Origin of the sequence: Streptomyces sp. NPDC056160 (genome assembly GCF_042268205.1) — a bacterium.
In the GTDB taxonomy this organism is placed as follows: domain Bacteria; phylum Actinomycetota; class Actinomycetes; order Streptomycetales; family Streptomycetaceae; genus Streptomyces.
Genome location: NZ_JBHJUW010000046.1, coordinates 12,978 through 30,420, shown reverse-complemented (window position 1 = coordinate 30,420; position 17,443 = coordinate 12,978). Strand labels below are relative to the sequence as shown.

Here is a 17,443-nt window from a genome sequence, read left to right as displayed (position 1 = left end):
AACCGGGTTCGAGTCGACCCGGAAGCGGACCAGCATCAGAACCCGTTCGCCGAACGTGTGTGTCCTCGTACGGAAGATCGCGCCGCCCTTTTCCGGAACATCCCGAAAGGCCACGGGCCGTGCGCAACAACCTGAACCCCCTCCCGGCGATCCGCGCCATCCGCAACATCGGCATCCTCGCCCACATCGACGCGGGCAAGACGACCGTCACCGAGCGGATCCTGTACGCCACCGGCGCCACCCACAAGCGAGGTGAGGTGCACGACGGGAACACCGTCACCGACTTCGACCCGCAGGAACGGGAGCGGGGCATCACCATCTCCTCGGCCGCCGTCAGTTGTGGCTGGGAGGGGCACCGGATCAACCTGATCGACACCCCCGGGCACGTCGACTTCGCCGACGAGGTGGAGCGCTCACTGCGGGTGCTGGACGGGGCGGTCACCGTGATCGACGCGGTCGCCGGGGTGGAGCCGCAGAGCGAGTCGGTGTGGCGGCAGGCCGACCGGCACGGGGTGCCGCGGATCGTGTTCGTGAACAAGATGGACCGGGCCGGGGCGGATCTCGACGCGGCCGTCGCGTCCGTACGCGAGCGGTTGCATCCCGTCCCGCTGGTCGTGCAGTTGCCCCTCGGGGCGGAGGGCGGCTTCCGCGGTGTCGTCGACCTGGTGCGCATGTGCGCTCTCGTCTGGACGGACGGCGGCGACAGCGCCGACGTCGTCCCCGTGCCGGACGACCTGCGTGCGCGGGCCGCCGCCCGGCGCCGGATGCTCGAAGAGGCCGTCGCCGAACGTCATCCCGGCGCGCTGGAGGAGTTCTGCGCGCGGGAGACGCTGACCGCCGCCACCCTCGACGCGGCGCTGCGCGAGCTGACCCGCACCGGCGACGGCGTAGTCGTGCTGTGCGGCTCGGCCTACCGCAACCGGGGGATCGAGCCGCTGCTCGACGCCGTCGTCGCCCACCTGCCCTCGCCGCTCGACGTACCCGCGGTGCGGGGCACGTACGAGGGCGCGGAGCAGGAGCGGACGGCCGACCCGGCGGCACCCTTCGCCGCGCTCGCCTTCAAGGTGAACGCCACCGGCACGGGGCGGCTGACCTGTCTGCGGGTGTATTCGGGGACCATCGAGAAGGGAGCGACCGTGTGGGACGCGACCGCAGGGCGCACCGAGCGGGTCGGGCGCATCCTGCGCGTGCAGGCCGACCGGCAGACGCCGCTGGAGCGCGCGTTCGCCGGGGACATCGTCGCCGTGGTCGGGTTGAAGGGCGCCCGCGCGGGCTCGACGCTGTGCGATCCCGGTGCGCCGCTGCTGCTCGAACCGCCCGGGGCCGCCGAGCCCGTCGTCTCGGTGGCCGTCGAGGCCTGCCGGAGCACCGACTCCGGCCGGCTCGCCTCGGCGCTCGCCCGGCTCACCGAGGAGGACCCCTCGCTGGGTGTGCGGACCGACGCCGAGACGGGGCAGACCCTGCTGTCGGGCATGGGGGAACTGCACCTGGACGTGGCCGTGGAGCGGCTGCGGCGGACGCACACGCTCGATGTCCGGGTCGGACGGCCGCGGGTGGCGCTGCGCGAGACCGTGGTGCGCGGGGTGTCCGGGGCGGTCTACCGGCACGTCAGACAGGACGGCGGAGCGGGGCAGTTCGCGCACGTCGTCCTGGACGTCGAGCCGGTGGCAGGCGGCGGGGGGTTCTCGTTCCGCTCCGCCGTGGTCGGCGGTCGCGTGCCGCAGGAGTACGTCCGTGCCGTCGAGGCCGGGTGCCGTGACGCCCTGGCCGAGGGGCCCCTGGGCGGGCATCCGGTGACCGGGCTGCGCGTCACGCTGACCGACGGGGCCACCCACGTGAAGGACTCCTCGGAGGCGGCCTTCCGCACGGCCGGGCGCCGCGGGCTGCGGGAGGCGCTGCGCGCCTGTGCGATGCGGGTGCTGGAGCCGGTCGCCGAGGTGACGGTGAGCGTTCCGGAGGTGGCCGTGGGCGGGGTCCTCGGTGATCTGGCGGCGCGGCGCGGACGGGTGTCAGGGCAGGCCGTGCGCGCGGGCACGGCACAGGTCACCGCCACCGTGCCGCTGGCCGAGCTGTTCGGGTACGCGACCCGGCTGCGCGGCCGGACCCAGGGCCGGGGCACGTTCACCACCCGGCCCGCCGGGTACGCGTTCGCCCCGGCGCCCGGCGCCGGCCCCGCGTCCGAGGCAGGGACGGGGGCGCGTCCGGCACCGGCCCGGCGGTGATCCACAGCCCTGCGGGTTCCCCTCTCCCGGTGGACGGGAGGGGGAACCCGCAGGGGCGCGCACGGGGAACCGGGCCGCGGCGGACCTGCGGTCGTGGCGACCTCCGGCGGTCGCGGCAGCCCCCGGCGGACGCGGTGGCCTCCCGCGGGCTCAGCGGTCCTTGCGGCCCACTCCGCCGTAGATGCCGATCGGCGCCGCCCCGGACTGGGGGGCCTCGTCCGGGCGCCAGTCCGTGACCTTCACCAGGCCCGGCTCGACCAGCGTGAAGTCGCCGAAGAAGTCCAGCACCCCGGCGTGCGGGCGGAGGTTCAGGGAGGCGGTGGCGCGCCGGTAGACGGCCGCCGCGTCCGCGCGCCGGTCCTCGTGGACGTCGCCCGTCGCGTGCGACAGGACGAGGTACGAGCCGGTGGGCAGCGCGTCGCGCAGGGTGGCCATGACGCCTTCTGGGTCGTCCGCGTCCGCCAGGAAGTGCACGACGGCCACCAGGAGCAGCGCCACCGGTTCGCCGAAGTCGATCACCCGGCGCACGTCGGGGTGGTCCAGGACGGCGCGGGGGTCGCGCAGGTCGCCCAGGATCACGGAGGTTCCGGTGCCGTCCAGCAGGGCCATCGAGTGGGTGCTGACGATCGGGTCGTTGTCCACGTAGGCGATGCGGGTCTCGGGGGCGATGGAGCGGGCGATCTGGTGCACGTTGGGTTCGGTGGGCAGACCCGTGCCGATGTCGAGGATCTGCCGGACGCCGCCCTCGGCGACGACGTGCCGCACGGCGCGGTGCATGAAGCGCCGGTTGGCGAGGACCCCCGCCCGCACCTCGGGGGCCACCTTCATGAACTGCTCGGCGGCCTCCTGGTCGACCTCGTAGTTGTCCTTGCCGCCGAGGAAGTAGTCGTACATGCGGGCCGGGTGGGGCTTGCTGGTGTCCATCTCGTACGCGAGGGCGCGGCTGTCGCCGCTGCTGGGGGAGGTCATCGCTGCCTGGCTCCGTCCTGGGCTCGCACCCCGCCACCGTGTGCACCGTGGTGAGTGACTGTCAGAACATCATCTTGGCATGCCGCCGACGGCCCGCGAGAACGGCCATCGCGGTCCCCGTCGTCCGGCGGGCCCCGCCCGGCGCGGCAGCACCGGGGTGAGGAGCGCCGCGAGCACCGTCAGTGCCGCCGGCGGCAGGCTGTGCAGCGCGCTCCGGAACGGGTCGAGTCCCAGAGTGTCCTGGAGGACGTACGTGGCGACGCACGGGGTGCCGGACAGTGCCGCCGACGCGGCCACCAGGACGGCCACCACCGAACCGACGGCGGCCGAACCGACGGCGGCCGAACCGACGGCGGCCGAGCCGATGACGTCCGGCGGCAGCAGCGGGTCGGCGGCACGCCGCTCGCGCCGGACGAGGAGCACCCCGGCGACGTCGTCGACCGCGGTGATGCGCCACCTGGAGGCGAAGGCGATCGACGACGCCCTGGACCTGTTCGAGATCCTGATGGCGACTCGGCTGGTCCAGGTCAGGGCCTACGACCTGCTGCGGATGTTCGGCCGCGCAGGCCACCCCACCCCGCTGGGGCAGGCGTTCGCCGAGTACGGGCGGATCGCCAAGAACCTGCACCTGCTCGCCGTCGTCGACCTCGATGATGACGACGACGGCCAGGAGGAGTGAGCCGGGTCTGGACGGCGCTCGGCCCCGGCGGCGCCCCACGGGGGAAGGGCGTCGCCGGGGCCGAGTGCGGACACCCCAACGCGCGGGGGTCGGTCAGCCGACGGGGATGACGTAGGCGCGGGCGAAGTTGAGCTCACCCGGGAAGAGGCAACGCCAGGAGAGTGCGGGCGGCACGGTGAGCGGCGGGTTCAGGCCGGCTTGGCCCTGATCATCCGTTCCGTCGCCCGGCCAATGCGAAAGACTGTTCGAGACATTGGCCTCGGGAGTGTCTCCCTGTGGTGTCTTGCCTCCTCTACTCGCGGCGAGGCGCCGCGCCGGCTGAATATGTAAAACGCGAAAAATGGCTCTTGCCTTGCCGGACCGGCAAGAGGGATTGCTTCCTCTGCCGGAGCGCCGCACTGTGTGCCGCATGAACGGCAAAGTGGATTCCGGCGTATTCGATGTAGTCGTGATTGGCGGCGGTGTGGCCGGTCTGTCAGGGGCGCTGACCCTGTCGCGGGCCCGACGTTCGGTGCTGGTGCTGGATGCGGGGGAGCCCCGCAACGCCCCCGCCGCTGCGGCTCACGGCCTGCTTTCGCGTGACGGGGTGGCGCCGCTGGACCTGCTGCGTGCTGGGCGGGCCGAGGTGAGCCGGTACGGCGGGCAGGTGCTCTCCGACCGTGCCACGCACGCCATGCGCGTGGAAGGGCTCTTCGTCGTCGGCACGCAGAGCGGTGCAAGCTTCCGGGCCAGGCGGCTGCTGGTGACCACGGGCCTGGTGGACGAGTTGCCGCAGGTGCCGGGGCTACGCGAGCGGTGGGGAAGAGACGTGCTGCACTGCCCCTACTGCCATGGGTGGGAAGTGCGGGACACGTCGATCGGCGTGCTCAGCACAAGTGCAGCCTCAGTCCATCAGGCGCTGCTGTTTCGCCAGTGGTCCAGCCAGGTGACGCTCTTCCTGCACACGGCGCCGGAGCCTGAAGAGGAGCAGTGGGAGCGCTTGGCGGCCCGCGACATCGAGGTTGTGCAGGGAGAGGTGACCGGCCTGGAGGTCGTGGACGACACGCTCCGAGGCGTCCGGCTCTCCTCGAAGCTGGTGGTCCCCGTGCATTCCCTGGCGGTGGCCCCGCAGTTCCTCGCGCAGGGCGAAGTCCTGGCCGGTCTCGGCGTAGGCCCGGCGCCGCACCCAATGGGCGTCGGCACCTATGTGCCATCCGATCCCGGCGGCGCAACGGATGTCCCCGGCGTCTGGGTGGCCGGCAATGTCACCGATGTGATGGCCGGGCTCGTCCAGGCGCAGGCCGGCGGTGCGACGGCCGCGGCGGCCATCAACGCCGACCTCGTCAAGGCCGACACTGACGAGGCCCTTGCACGCCGGCGCGCTGCCCCGCGTGAGGACTTCAGCACCGCAATCGAGGCGCAGGCCACCGAGCGTGTGCTGGGCGAACGGCGGCACGGCCTCGACTCCCTGCTGCCCGGTACGGAGTGACCGCGATGCGGTCAGGCGGGGCGGGCCCTGAGGTGGGCCCGCTCGCCCTGCTTGCCGAAGATGATCAACAGCTCCACCGGCTGATCGTCGTCGGCGCCTAGCCAGTGGGGCACATGGGTGTCGAATTCCACCGCTTCACCTGGCGTGAGGAGCAGGGAGCGCTCGCCGAGGAGCAGGCGCAGCCGGCCGTCCAGCACGTAGATCCACTCGTAGCCCTCGTGGATGTTCAGCTCAGGCTCGCCACTGCTGGGGCTGATGACGAGTTTGTGGGCGTGCAGCCCGCCGGGGTGGCGGCTCAGTGGCACATAGGTCATGCCGTCGCGGGTGACGGGCCGCAGATGCACGCGCGGATCGCCCGTCTCGGGCGCCCCGACCAGCTCGTCCAGGGGGACCCGGTAGACGTGGGCCAGGGGGAGCAGGAGCTCCAGGTTCGCTTTGCGGCCGCCGCTCTCCAACCGGGAGAGCGTGCTTTCGGAGATCCCTGTGGTCTGAGAGAGGGCGGCCAGCGTGATACCGCGCTGCAGGCGCAGCGCCCGCAGTCTCGGGCCGATCGCCGTCAGGACCCGATCGATGTTCGTCATGACACCCACCTTGCCAAAAGAGCATGAGAGTTTGCATCTTCGGCACGACTTGTTCCAGCCTCCGGGCCATGCAACGGCGCACGCCGCCTCGTCGCCCCGTCTTCGGCTCCGGCTCAGGAGAGATTTCAATGACCAGCCCCGCCCACCACGCCCAGAGGGCGCCCGGCCCCACCACGCCGGATCCCCATCGGTGGATGACGCTCATCGTGGCGTCCGTTGCGACCCTGATGGTCGTCCTCGACGTGTCCATCGTGAACATTGCCTTGCCCCAGGCCCAGAGCGATCTCGGCATGAGTGACGCCAGCCGCCAGTGGATGATCACTGCCTACGCACTGGCCTTCGGCGGCCTGCTCCTGCTCGGCGGCCGCATCGCCGACTTCGCCGGCCGCAAGAAGATCCTCCTCATCGGCCTGCTCGGCTTCGCCGCCGCCTCCATGCTCGGCGGCCTCGCCCCCGGCCCGGGCATCCTGTTCGCAGCCCGCGCTCTGCAGGGAACCTTCGCCGCCCTCCTGGCCCCAGCCGCCCTCTCCTTGATCACCGTGGCCTTCACCGACCCCGAGGAACGCGCGAAGGCTTTCGGCGTCTTCGGCGCGTTCCAGGGCGGGGGCGGTGCCGTCGGGCTGCTGCTGGGCGGTGTGCTGACGCAATACGCGGGCTGGCGCTGGTGCATGTACATCAACGTCCCCATCGCCCTGGCCGCAGCCCTCGCCACCCTCCCCTGCATCCGTGAAAGCCGCGCCGCGGGTGACCGTCACTACGACGTCCCCGGAGCCGTGCTGGTGACCGGCGGACTCGTCGCCCTCGTCTACGGCTTCGCCCAGGCCGCCGACGGCGGTGGCTGGACCGCCCCGGCAGCACTGCTGCTCCTGGCCGCCGCCGTGGTTCTTCTGACTGCGTTCGTCGTGGTCGAGCACCGCAGCGCCCACCCGCTCCTCCCGCTGCGCGTGATCCTCGACCGCTCCCGTGCCGGCGTGCTCCTGGCCAACATCCTCATTGGTGCCGGCATGTTCGGCATGAACCTCTTCATGACCTACTTCCTGCAGGTCAACCTCCACTACACACCCCTGCGGGCCGGATGCGCCTTCCTGCCCTTCAGCGTCGGCATCATCGCCACCACCACCCTCGGTGCCCCGCTGGTCACCCGCCTCGGCCCCAAGACCCTGATGGCGGCAGGAACCACGCTGGCCACGGTGGGACTGTTCTGGCTCACCCGACTCGACACCGCGTCCGGCTACGCGGGCGAAGTCCTCCCGACCCAGATCCTCGTCAGTGTCGGCGTCGGCCTGTTCTTCCTGGCCGGCCCCAACGTGGCCCTGTCCGGCGTTGATCCACACGACGCCGGTGTCGCCAGCGCCGCCCTGAGCACCAGCCAGCAGATCGGCGCTGCCCTGGGCCCCGCCCTGCTCAACACCCTCTACGTCTCCGCCGTCACCGGCTACCTCACCTCCCGCAGCGAAAGCCCCGGGCAGGCCCCCCGGGCCGTGCAGTTGGAGGCCTACCTCCACGGCTACCGCATCGCGTTCATCGTGGCGGGCGCTCTCCTGGCAGCCGCCGTTGTCGCACTACTCGCCCTGGTGAAGAGCCCCAAGAGCACGGCCAGCGAGGCGGCCGCACCCGACCCGGGCCACTGAGCCCACCCGAGCCCTCACCCCAATCCGCCACGGAGTTATCCGAAGGAGAGGCACACGTGATGAACGAGTGCATCCGCGAAATCCATGCCGCCAACGATGCTGCCAGCTTCTGGGAGCAGCTCTACCGCGGCAAGGACAGCGCCTGGAAGGACACCGCGAATCCTCTGCTCGCCGAGACGGCCCGGCACCTCACACCCGGCCACGCCCTCGACCTGGGCTGCGGCGAAGGCGGAGACACCCTCTGGCTCGCCACCCACGAATGGCACGTCACCGCAGTCGATATCGCCCCCACCGCCCTGCAGCGCACCAGCCGGCTCGCCGCCCGAAACGGCCTCGGGAACAGTGTGCGCACCGAACAGCACGACCTGGCAGAGACCTTCCCCGCCGGCACTTTCGACCTCATTTCGGCCCAGTACCTGCAGACCCCCTACGCCTTCCCGCGTGCCAGCGTCCTGCGCCGCGCCGCACACGCGCTCACTCCCGGCGGGATCCTCCTGCTCGTCGACCACGGCTCGGTACGCCCCTGGGCCTGGAACACCGATCCCGACACCTGCTTCCCCAGCCCGGAAGACATCTACGACGAACTCGCCCTCGACACGGCGCGGTGGACACCCCAGCGCCTGGCCACCCCGCAACGGGTGGCCACCGGCCCCGGCGGACAGACCGCGACCGTCACCGACACGGTCATTGCCGTACGCCGCCTCGCCTGACCTTCCGCACCCCACGCACACTGCACAACCCCCTTCAGGAGATACCTTCATGACTGACCTCTTCGTGCCCGTCACGGTGGGCAAGTGGACGCTGAACAACCGCATCGTCATGGCCCCCATGACCCGCAACCGGGCCACCCCCGACGGCATCCCCACCAGCCTCATGGCGACCTACTACACCCAGCGGGCCACCGCCGGACTGATCGTCACCGAAGGGGTGCAGCCCAGCGCGGTCGGACAGGGTTACATGAACTCACCCGGCCTGCACACCAGCGAACAGATCGAAGCCTGGCGCACCGTCGCCGCCGGCGTGCACCAGGCGGGCGGCCGAATCGTGGCCCAGCTCATGCACGCCGGACGCATCTCCCACCCCGACAACAAGCACCAGGCCGAAACCGTCGCCCCCAGTGCGATCGCCGCACCGGGCGAGATGTTCACCGCCGTCGGCCCCCAGCCCCACCCCACCCCACGCGCCCTGACCACCGGCGAGATCCCCGCCGTCATCGACGAATTCACCCGCGCCGCCCGCGCCGCCACCGACGCCGGCCTGGACGGCATCGAACTGCACAGCGCCAACGGCTACCTCCTGCACCAATTCCTCGCCCCCTCCACCAACCAGCGCACCGACCACTACGGCGGTTCCCCCCAGGCCCGCGCCCGCTTCGTCATCGAGGTGGCACAGGCCGTCAGCGACGCCATCGGCAGCGAACGCGTCGGCATCCGCATCTCCCCCGCCATCAACCTCCACGGCGCGCTGGAGACCGACCCCCGCCGCACCGCGGCCACGTACCGCACCCTCGTCGACGCGCTGTCCGGGATGGGCCTGGCCTACCTGCACACCATCGGCGACCCCGCCTCCCCGCTGCTCACCGACCTCGCAGAGCGCTTCGGCGGTTCCCACATCGTCAGCAACGGCTGGGACCCGGTCACCGACGTCACCGCCGCACAGGAACTGGTCACCACCGGACAGGCCGACCTTGTCGCGGTCGGGCGTGCCTTCATCGCCAACCCCGACCTGGTACAGCGCTGGCAGACCGGAGCCCCGCTCAACCAGCCCGACAGCACCACCTTCTACGGCGGCGACCACCGTGGCTACACCGACTACCCGCATTCGGCGTAGGGTGCCGACCTCACTCCATGGCCCCTTTCAGGCTCACCTAGGCGACCCAGGGACCAAGATCAAGTGCTTGGCGCCAATGGCTGTTCCGTTGGCCCCAAGGCCGGTCCACTGGCGGAATGACCACTGCTAGCCCCCGTGCACCGCCTGTCACCGCTCGTCCCGGGAATGCAAGGACGACCCGCGCTGGTTGACCCGGGTATGACGCAGGAATCCGGGGAGGTCCGGGAGAACACCCGGGACGCCGCCCCCGCACCGGACGCCGCCCTGCTCGCCCTGCTCGCCGAAGGGCACGCGGGCGTGCTGGTCACCCTCCGGCGCGACGGCCGGCCGCAGTTGTCGAACGTCAGCCACGCCTACGACCCGGACGGGCGCGTCCTGCGCGTGTCGGTCACCGACGACCGAGCCAAGACCCGCAACCTGCGCCGCGACCCGCGGGCCTCGTACCACGTCACCAGCGCCGACCGCCGCGCCTACACGGTCGCCGAGGGCACTGCCGAGCTGACGCCCGTGGCCGCGGGCGCCTACGACGACACGGTCGAGGAGCTGATCCGCCTGTACCGCGCCGTCCAGGGCGAGCATCCCGACTGGGACGACTTCCGCGCCACGATGGTGCGTGACCGCCGGCTGGTGCTGCGCCTGCGCGTCGAGCGGGTGTACGGGATTCCGCGGGCGCCCGAGCTGGGCTGACCCCGGGCCGTCCTCAGGCCCCGGTGCGGGCCTCCAGGGCCCGCAGGACGGCCACCATGTCCTCGTCGCCGTGGCCCAGCGCGACCGTCTCCTCGAACAGGGCGTGGCACACGTCGAGCAGCGGGGAGGCGACGTCCGCCGTCCGGGCGGCCTGGGCGATCAGCCGGTTGTTCTTCAGCACGTCGAGGGCCGCCGCCTGTACGGCGAAGTCCCCGGCCAGCAGCTTGGGCGCCTTCATCAGCGAGACGGCGCTGGCCATCGGGCCGGCGCCCAGCACCTCCAGGAACAGCCGCCGGTCGAGCCCCTGCCGCGCGGCGAAGTGGAACGCCTCCGTGAGCCCGGTGACCTGCGTGATGAGGAAGAGGTTCACCGCCAGCTTCATGAGCAGCGCGTTCGGGGCCTGGCCGCACAGGAAGGTCTCCCGGCACAGGGGAGCGAGCAGGGGCCGCACGGTCCGCACGGCCGCCTCGTCCCCCGCGAGCATCGCCACCAGTTCGCCGTTCTGCGCCGGGACGCGGGAGCCGGAGACGGGCGCCTCCACGTAGCTGCCGCCCGCCGCGCGGACGTCGCTCTCCAGTGCGCGCGAGTAGCCGGGCGAGGTCGTGCCCATGTGGACGACGGTCCTCGCGGCGACGCGCGCGGCGAAGTCCGGGGTGCCGCGGCCCAGGGTGGCGTCCATGGCCCGGTCGTCGGCGAGCATCAGGATCACGACGTCCGCGCGGGCGAACACCTCATCGGGGCCGGCCGCCACCCGTGCGCCCGCGGCGCGCAGCGGCTGCGCACGGGCCGTCGTGCGGTTCCAGACGGTCAGCGGGGTGCCGGAGCGGGCCAGCCGGAGCGCCATGGGCCGGCCCATGACTCCGAGACCGAGGAAACCGACGTTCACGAGATGCCCCCTGCGTCGTGGAGCGGACAGAGTCCCGGCAGTCCTATGAGTCCGGGCAGTTCTATGACGCTGGTCATAGTAGCGGTCTTTATGACGCCAGTCATAGAGTGCGCTGGCGGGGAACGAGGGCAAGGGAGGTCGGCCATGACGGAGTCCCGGTACGGGCCGCGCGAGCGGATGGTCTTCAGCGCGGCCCAGCTCATCCGGCGCGACGGCGTCGGGGCGACGGGCATGCGGGACGTGGCCGCGCACGCGGACGCGCCCCGCGGATCGCTCCAGCACTACTTCCCGGGCGGCAAGGAGCAACTGGTCAACGAGGCGGTGGCGTGGGCCGGGAGGTACGCCGGCCGGCGGGTCGCCCGGTTCCTGGCGGGGCTGGCCGAGCCGAAGCCGAGCGCCCTGTTCGCCGCGATGGTGGGGCAGTGGACGGACGAGTACGAGAGGGCCGGTGCCGTGGGCGGCTGTCCGGTCGCCGCGGCGACCGTGGACTGCGCCGCCGCCGACACGACCCGACTGGCCGCCGCCGCCGCGTTCGCCCGGTGGCGGGAGCCGGTGGCCGGGGCCCTGACGGAACTGGGTGTGCCCGCCGGACGGGCCCCTTCCCTGGCCACGCTGATGATCAGCTCGCTGGAGGGGGCCGTCATCATGGCACGGGCCGAGGGCGGAGTGGAGCCGCTGACGACGGTGGCCCGCGAGCTGGGCCCGCTCCTGGACGCGGCCGTCGCCCCGGACCACCGGCCGCCCACGCGAGACGCCCGGCCGGGAAACCCCGGCCGGGCGTCTGTCTGAGCCACTGGCCTACGGCCTGGTGTTCCACTCCGCGATCACCGGGCGGTCGTGCTCCGTCGAGAGCCGGCTGACCGTGCCGGTCGCGAGCTGGAACAGACGGCCCTCGGCGGGCGGCAGGCCCAGCCTGCGGGCCGTGAGGACCCGCAGGAAGTGGCCGTGCGCGACCAGGACCACGTCACCGTCGTCCCGGGCGAGCGCCGGAGCGACCCGGTCGAGCACGCGGTCGGCGCGACGGCCGACCGCCTCCGGTGACTCGCCGGGCGTGCCGTCGGCGCGTGGCGCCACCCCGTCGGTCCACAGGTCCCACCGGGGGCGGGTGCGGTGTATCTCGACGGTGGTCACGCCCTCGTAGCCGCCGTAGTCCCACTCGTGCAGGTCTGCGTCCACCTCGGCGCCGGTCAGACCCGCGAGTTCCGCGGTGCGCACCGCCCGGCCGAGCGGGCTGGTGAGCACGCGTGCGTAGGTTCCGCCGGTGAGGAGTGGAGCGAGCAACTTGGCCTGTTCCTCGCCGTGCTGGGTGAGGGGCAGGTCGGTACGGCTGGTGTGCTGTCCCGACACGCTCCACTCCGTCTCACCGTGGCGGACCAGAAGAAGGTCCCCCACGGCGGATCAGTCCTTCTTCGCCGACTCGACGGCGTGGCCGCCGAACTGGTTGCGCAGTGCGGCGATCATCTTCATCTGCGGCGGGTCCTCCTGGCGGGAGGCGAACCGCGCGAACAGAGAGGCGGTGATCGCGGGCAGCGGCACGGCGTTGTCGATGGCCGCCTCGACGGTCCACCGGCCCTCGCCGGAGTCCTCCGCGTAGCCGCGCAGCTTCTCCAGGTGCTCGTCCTCGTCCAGCGCGTTGACCGCGAGGTCGAGCAGCCAGGAGCGGATGACGGTGCCCTCCTGCCAGGAGCGGAAGACCTCGCGGACGTTGTCCACCGAGTCGACCTTCTCGAGCAGCTCCCAGCCCTCCGCGTACGCCTGCATCATCGCGTACTCGATGCCGTTGTGGACCATCTTCGCGAAGTGGCCCGCGCCGACCTTGCCCGCGTGCACGTAGCCGTAGGGGCCATCCGGCTTGAGCGCGTCGAAGACCGGCTTCAGGCGGTCGACGTGCTCCTTGTCGCCGCCGACCATGAGCGCGTAGCCGTTCTTGAGGCCCCACACACCGCCGGAGACGCCCGCGTCGACGAACCCGATGCCCCGCGCGTGCAGTTGCCTGGCGTGCTTCTCGTCGTCCGTCCAGCGGGAGTTGCCGCCGTCGATGACGAGGTCGCCGGGCTTGAGCAGGGTCGCCAGCTGGTCGATGACGTGCTGCGTGGCACCGCCGGCCGGGACCATCACCCAGATCGCGCGCGGCCCGTCGAGCTGGTCGACGAGGTCGACCATGCTGGGGACGTCGGAGACCTCGGGGTTGCGGTCGTACCCGATGACCGTGAGGCCGGCGTTGCGGAGGCGTTCCCGCATGTTGCCGCCCATCTTGCCGAGACCGATCAGGCCCAACTGCGTCGCTGCCATGTCAGTTCACTTCCTTCAGTTCGCGGTAGGCGGCCACGAGGGCGGCGGTGGAGGGGTCGAGGCCGGGCACGTCGGCGCCCTCGGTGAGCGCGGGCTCGACGCGCTTGGCCAGCACCTTGCCGAGTTCCACGCCCCACTGGTCGAAGGAGTCGATGTTCCACACGGCACCCTGGACGAACACCTTGTGCTCGTAGAGAGCGATGAGCTGGCCGAGGACCGACGGGGTCAGCTCGGCGGCCAGGACGGTCGTGGTGGGGTGGTTGCCGTGGAAGGTGCGGTGCGGGACCTGCTCCTCGGGCACCCCCTCGGCGCGCACCTCGTCGGCGGTCTTGCCGAAGGCCAGCGCCTGGCCCTGGGCGAACAGGTTGGCCATGAGCAGGTCGTGCTGGGCCTTGAGTTCACCGCTCAGCTCGGCCACCGGGTTGGCGAAGCCGATCAGGTCGGCCGGGATGAGCTTGGTGCCCTGGTGGATGAGCTGGTAGTAGGCGTGCTGCCCGTTGGTGCCGGGGGTGCCCCAGACCACCGGGCCGGTCTGCCACTCGACCGGTTCGCCGTCGCGCTGGACCGACTTGCCGTTGGACTCCATGTCCAGCTGCTGGAGGTAGGCCGTGAACTTCGACAGGTAGTGCGAGTACGGCAGGACCGCGTGGGTCTGCGCGTCGAAGAAGTTGCCGTACCAGATGCCCAGCAGGCCCAGGATGAGCGGGGCATTGGCCTCGGCGGGCGCGTTGCGGAAGTGGTCGTCGACGATGCGGAAGCCGTCCAGCATCTCGCGGAAGCGGTCCGGGCCGATCGCGATCATCAAGGACAGGCCGATCGCCGAGTCGTACGAGTACCGGCCGCCGACCCAGTCCCAGAACTCGAACATGTTGTCGGCGTCGATGCCGAACCCGGTGACCTTCTCCGTGTTCGTCGACAGCGCCACGAAGTGCTTGGCGACCGCCTTGTCCTCGCCGCCGAGGCCCCTGAGCAGCCAGTCGCGCGCCGAGGTGGCGTTGGTGATCGTCTCGATCGTCGTGAACGTCTTGGACGCCACGATGAACAGCGTCTCGGCCGGGTCCAGGTCGCGGGTCGCCTCGTGCAGGTCGGCGCCGTCGACGTTGGAGACGAACCGCACGGTCAGGTCGCGGTCGGTGTACGCCCGCAGCACCTCGTACGCCATCGCCGGGCCCAGGTCGGAGCCGCCGATGCCGATGTTGACGACGTTGCGGATGCGCTTGCCGGTGTGGCCGGTCCACTCGCCCGAGCGGACCCGCTCGGCGAAGGCCGCCATCTTGTCGAGGACCGCGTGCACCTTCGGGACGACGTTCTCGCCGTCCACCTCGATCACCGCGTCCCGCGGGGCGCGCAGCGCGGTGTGCAGCACGGCCCGGTCCTCGGTGACGTTGATCTTCTCGCCGCGGAACATGGCGTCACGCAGCCCGAACACGTCCGTCGCCGCGGCCAGGTCCCGCAGCAGCCGCAGGGTCTCGTCGGTGACCAGGTGCTTGGAGTAGTCGAGGCGCAGATCACCGACGCGCACGGTGTAGCGCTCGGCGCGGGAGGGGTCCTCGGCGAACAGCTCCCGCAGGTGCGGCTGCCACTGGGCGCGGTGGTCCTCCAGGGCGGTCCACTCCGGACGCCGGGTGAGCTTGGGGGTGTCGGACATGTCAGACGGTCTCCTTGATCCCGTCGCCCCGCAGGGCCACGGCGTACATCTCGTCGGCGTCGAGGCGGCGCAGCTCCTCGGCGATGAGTTCGGAGGTGGGGCGGACCTTGAGGGCGAGGGTGCGCGAGGGCTGGCCGGGCAGGCTCAGCGTGGCCAGCGGGCCCTCGGGCCGGTCGATGACGATCTCGCCGTCGGCGGTGCCCAGGCGTACGGCCGTCACGAACGGGCCTTCGCTGCCCACCCGGTCCACCGTGACGCCGAGCCGGGCCTCCAGCCAGCGGGCCAGCAGCTCCGCGCTCGGGTTCTCCGCCTCGGCCTCCACGGCCGCCGAGGTCACCCGCACCCGGGCCTGGTCCAGGGCCGCGGCGAGCATCGAACGCCACAGCGTGAGCCGGGTCCAGGCGAGGTCGGTGTCACCGGGGGCGTAGTGACGCGCCCGGGTCGTCAGGACCTCCAGCGGCTTCTCGAAGGCGTACAGGTCGGTGATCCGGCGCTGTGCCAGCGCGCCCAGCGGGTCCGCGGAGGGGTTGTCGGGCGCCTCCACCGGCCACCACACCACCACCGGCGCGTCCGGCAGCAGCAGCGGCAGGACCACCGAGTCGGCGTGGTCGGAGACGTCGCCGTAGGTGCGCAGCACCACGGTCTCGCCGGTGCCGGCCTCCGAGCCGACCCGGACCTCCGCGTCGAGGCGCGAGTGGGTGCGGTCGCGCAGGGTGCGCGCGTGCCGCTTGATCACGACCAGGGTGCGCGAAGGGTGCTCGCGCGAGGCGTCCTCGGCCGCCTTGATCGAGTCGTAGGCGTTCTCCTCGTCCGCGACGATCACCATCGTCAGGACCATGCCCACGGCCGGGGTGCCGATGGCACGGCGGCCCTGCACCAACGCCTTGTTGATCTTGCTTGCCGTGGTGTCGGTCAGGTCGATCTTCATGGCCTGCGCCAGCTCCGTCCGTCTCGTGCGAGCATCTCGTCGGCTTCCCGCGGGCCCCAGGTGCCCGACGGGTACTGGGCGGGCCTGCCGTGCTCGTCCCAGTAGCCCTCGATCGGGTCGAGGATCTTCCAGGACTCTTCCACTTCCTGGTGACGGGGGAACAGGTTCGCGTCACCGAGGAGCACGTCCAGGATGAGGCGTTCGTACGCCTCCGGGCTGGACTCCGTGAAGGACTCGCCGTAGGCGAAGTCCATCGTCACGTCCCGGATCTCCATGGAGGTGCCCGGCACCTTCGAGCCGAACCGGACCGTCATGCCCTCGTCCGGCTGGACGCGGATCACGATCGCGTTCTCGCCCAGCTCCTCGGTGGCCGTGGAGTCGAACGGGGAGTGCGGGGCCCGCTTGAAGACCACCGCGATCTCGGTGACCCGGCGGCCCAGCCGCTTGCCCGTGCGCAGGTAGAAGGGGACGCCCGCCCAGCGCCGGTTGTCGATCCCCAGCTTGACCGCCGCGTACGTGTCGGTCTTCGACTGCGGGTCGATGCCCTCCTCCTGGAGGTAGCCGGGCACCTTCGCGCCGCCCTGCCAGCCCTGCGCGTACTGGGCGCGCACCGTGTGGGCGCCCAGGTCCTCCGGCAGCCGCACCGACTTGAGCACCTTCAGCTTCTCGGTGAGCAGGGCCTCCGCGTCGAAGGCGATGGGTTCCTCCATCGCGGTGAGCGCCATCAGCTGGAGCAGGTGGTTCTGGATGACGTCACGGGCGGCGCCGATGCCGTCGTAGTAGCCGGCCCGGCCGCCGATGCCGATGTCCTCGGCCATGGTGATCTGCACGTGGTCGACGTAGGACCGGTTCCAGATCGGCTCGTACATCTGGTTGGCGAAGCGCAGCGCCAGGATGTTCTGGACGGTCTCCTTACCCAGGTAGTGGTCGATGCGGAAGACCTGCTCCGGGTCGAAGACCTCGTGCACGATCCGGTTCAGCTCGCGGGCGCTGGCCAGGTCGCGGCCGAACGGCTTCTCGATGACCGCGCGCCGCCAGGACCCCTGCCCCCCCTCCGCCAGACCGTGCTTCTTCAGCTGCTGCACGACCTTGGGGAAGAACTTCGGCGGTACGGACAGGTAGAAGGCGAAGTTGCCGCCGGTGCCCCGGGAGGCGTCCAGCTCCTCCACCGCACCGCGCAGCTGCTTGAACGCCGTGTCGTCGTCGAAGTCACCGGGGATGAACCGCATGCCCTCGGCGAGCTGCTGCCAGACCTCCTCGCGGAAGGGCGTGCGCGCGTGCTCCTTGACGGCGTCGTGCACCACCTGCGCGAAGTCCTGGTTCTCCCAGTCGCGCCGGGCGAAGCCGACCAGCGAGAAGCCCGGCGGCAGCAGGCCGCGGTTGGCCAGGTCGTAGACGGCCGGCATCAGCTTCTTGCGGGACAGGTCGCCGGTGACGCCGAAGATGACGAGCCCGGACGGGCCCGCGATCCTGGGCAGCCGGCGGTCCCGGGGGTCGCGCAGCGGGTTCACCCAGTCGGCGGCCGGGACGACGGGGACCCGTACGCCCGCGGGCGCCGCATCGGGTGCGGGGGTCCCCGGCGCCGTGGCCGCGGGGGCCGGCGCGGTGGACTGCATGGCCTT

At 71.7% G+C, this 17,443-nt stretch carries 16 protein-coding genes and 1 pseudogene; 8 read left to right on the top strand and 9 right to left on the bottom strand.

Annotated features, from left to right (window positions below; translation table 11 throughout):
- Window positions 1–119 precede the first annotated feature (119 nt).
- The gene (fusA, locus tag ACFC02_RS18910) at window positions 120–2,222 is read left to right on the top strand and encodes an elongation factor G (RefSeq protein ID WP_376358071.1); all 2,103 of its coding nucleotides are present in this window, start codon (window positions 120–122) and stop codon (window positions 2,220–2,222) included.
- Window positions 2,223–2,372: 150 nt separating this feature from the next.
- Here fusA and ACFC02_RS18905 read toward each other — a convergent pair whose 3' ends face one another.
- Together ACFC02_RS18905 and ACFC02_RS18900 are read right to left on the bottom strand one after the other, a co-directional pair.
- Window positions 2,373–3,191: an SAM-dependent methyltransferase gene (locus ACFC02_RS18905; protein WP_376358068.1), complete on the bottom strand. Its 819-nt coding sequence runs from the start codon at window positions 3,189–3,191 to the stop codon at window positions 2,373–2,375.
- 69 nt (window positions 3,192–3,260) lie between these two features.
- Window positions 3,261–3,614, bottom strand: coding sequence for a hypothetical protein (locus tag ACFC02_RS18900; RefSeq protein WP_376358157.1), 354 nt, complete (start codon window positions 3,612–3,614; stop codon window positions 3,261–3,263).
- Here ACFC02_RS18900 and ACFC02_RS18895 point away from each other — a divergent pair.
- A pseudogene (locus ACFC02_RS18895) lies at window positions 3,556–3,849 on the top strand (Tn3 family transposase); the annotation flags it as partial. The gene ACFC02_RS18900 and the pseudogene ACFC02_RS18895 sit on opposite strands and share 59 nt — an antisense overlap.
- Before the next feature lie 430 nt (window positions 3,850–4,279).
- Complete coding sequence (locus ACFC02_RS18890) at window positions 4,280–5,338, top strand: NAD(P)/FAD-dependent oxidoreductase (protein WP_376358065.1); 1,059 nt, start codon at window positions 4,280–4,282, stop codon at window positions 5,336–5,338.
- Window positions 5,339–5,349: 11 nt separating this feature from the next.
- On the opposite strand, the gene ACFC02_RS18885 is transcribed toward ACFC02_RS18890, so the two are convergent.
- Entirely contained in the window at window positions 5,350–5,919 is a 570-nt protein-coding gene (locus tag ACFC02_RS18885; protein WP_376358062.1) for a cupin domain-containing protein, read from the bottom strand.
- Between the two features lie 128 nt (window positions 5,920–6,047).
- On the opposite strand from ACFC02_RS18885, the gene ACFC02_RS18880 reads away from it, so the two are divergent.
- The 4 genes from ACFC02_RS18880 (at window position 6,048) to ACFC02_RS18865 (ending at window position 10,067) form a co-directional block, all read left to right on the top strand.
- Window positions 6,048–7,550, top strand: coding sequence for an MFS transporter (locus tag ACFC02_RS18880; protein ID WP_376358059.1), 1,503 nt, complete (start codon window positions 6,048–6,050; stop codon window positions 7,548–7,550).
- A gap of 59 nt (window positions 7,551–7,609) precedes the next feature.
- Window positions 7,610–8,260, top strand: coding sequence for an SAM-dependent methyltransferase (locus tag ACFC02_RS18875; RefSeq protein WP_376358056.1), 651 nt, complete (start codon window positions 7,610–7,612; stop codon window positions 8,258–8,260).
- Window positions 8,261–8,309: 49 nt separating this feature from the next.
- Window positions 8,310–9,380: an alkene reductase gene (locus ACFC02_RS18870; RefSeq protein ID WP_376358053.1), complete on the top strand. Its 1,071-nt coding sequence runs from the start codon at window positions 8,310–8,312 to the stop codon at window positions 9,378–9,380.
- Between the two features lie 198 nt (window positions 9,381–9,578).
- Window positions 9,579–10,067 carry a TIGR03618 family F420-dependent PPOX class oxidoreductase gene (locus ACFC02_RS18865; RefSeq protein ID WP_376358050.1) on the top strand — a complete coding sequence of 163 codons (489 nt, stop codon included), beginning with the start codon at window positions 9,579–9,581 and terminating at the stop codon, window positions 10,065–10,067.
- A gap of 13 nt (window positions 10,068–10,080) precedes the next feature.
- On the opposite strand, the gene ACFC02_RS18860 is transcribed toward ACFC02_RS18865, so the two are convergent.
- Window positions 10,081–11,205, bottom strand: a complete 1,125-nt coding sequence (locus ACFC02_RS18860; RefSeq protein ID WP_376358048.1) for an NAD(P)-dependent oxidoreductase — start codon at window positions 11,203–11,205, stop codon at window positions 10,081–10,083.
- Here ACFC02_RS18860 and ACFC02_RS18855 point away from each other — a divergent pair.
- Window positions 11,098–11,742, top strand: coding sequence for a TetR/AcrR family transcriptional regulator (locus ACFC02_RS18855; RefSeq protein WP_376358046.1), 645 nt, complete (start codon window positions 11,098–11,100; stop codon window positions 11,740–11,742). The genes ACFC02_RS18860 and ACFC02_RS18855 overlap by 108 nt on opposite strands.
- Before the next feature lie 9 nt (window positions 11,743–11,751).
- Here the strand turns inward: ACFC02_RS18855 and ACFC02_RS18850 are convergent, their stop codons facing one another.
- From ACFC02_RS18850 to zwf, 5 genes are read right to left on the bottom strand one after another with little or no spacing between them, the layout of a single operon-like run.
- Window positions 11,752–12,345 carry a histidine phosphatase family protein gene (locus tag ACFC02_RS18850; protein ID WP_376358044.1) on the bottom strand — a complete coding sequence of 198 codons (594 nt, stop codon included), beginning with the start codon at window positions 12,343–12,345 and terminating at the stop codon, window positions 11,752–11,754.
- Between the two features lie 6 nt (window positions 12,346–12,351).
- Window positions 12,352–13,245 (bottom strand): phosphogluconate dehydrogenase (NAD(+)-dependent, decarboxylating), encoded by an 894-nt coding sequence (gnd, locus tag ACFC02_RS18845; RefSeq protein WP_376358042.1) that lies wholly within the window; start codon window positions 13,243–13,245, stop codon window positions 12,352–12,354.
- 1 nt (window position 13,246) lies between these two features.
- Window positions 13,247–14,893: a glucose-6-phosphate isomerase gene (gene pgi / locus ACFC02_RS18840; RefSeq protein WP_376358039.1), complete on the bottom strand. Its 1,647-nt coding sequence runs from the start codon at window positions 14,891–14,893 to the stop codon at window positions 13,247–13,249.
- Window position 14,894: 1 nt separating this feature from the next.
- Window positions 14,895–15,821, bottom strand: coding sequence for a glucose-6-phosphate dehydrogenase assembly protein OpcA (gene opcA / locus ACFC02_RS18835; protein ID WP_376358036.1), 927 nt, complete (start codon window positions 15,819–15,821; stop codon window positions 14,895–14,897).
- Window positions 15,818–17,437 (bottom strand): glucose-6-phosphate dehydrogenase, encoded by a 1,620-nt coding sequence (gene zwf, locus ACFC02_RS18830; RefSeq protein WP_376358151.1) that lies wholly within the window; start codon window positions 17,435–17,437, stop codon window positions 15,818–15,820. Before zwf ends, opcA begins: the two co-directional genes overlap by 4 nt.
- Between the last annotated feature and the right edge of the window lie 6 nt (window positions 17,438–17,443).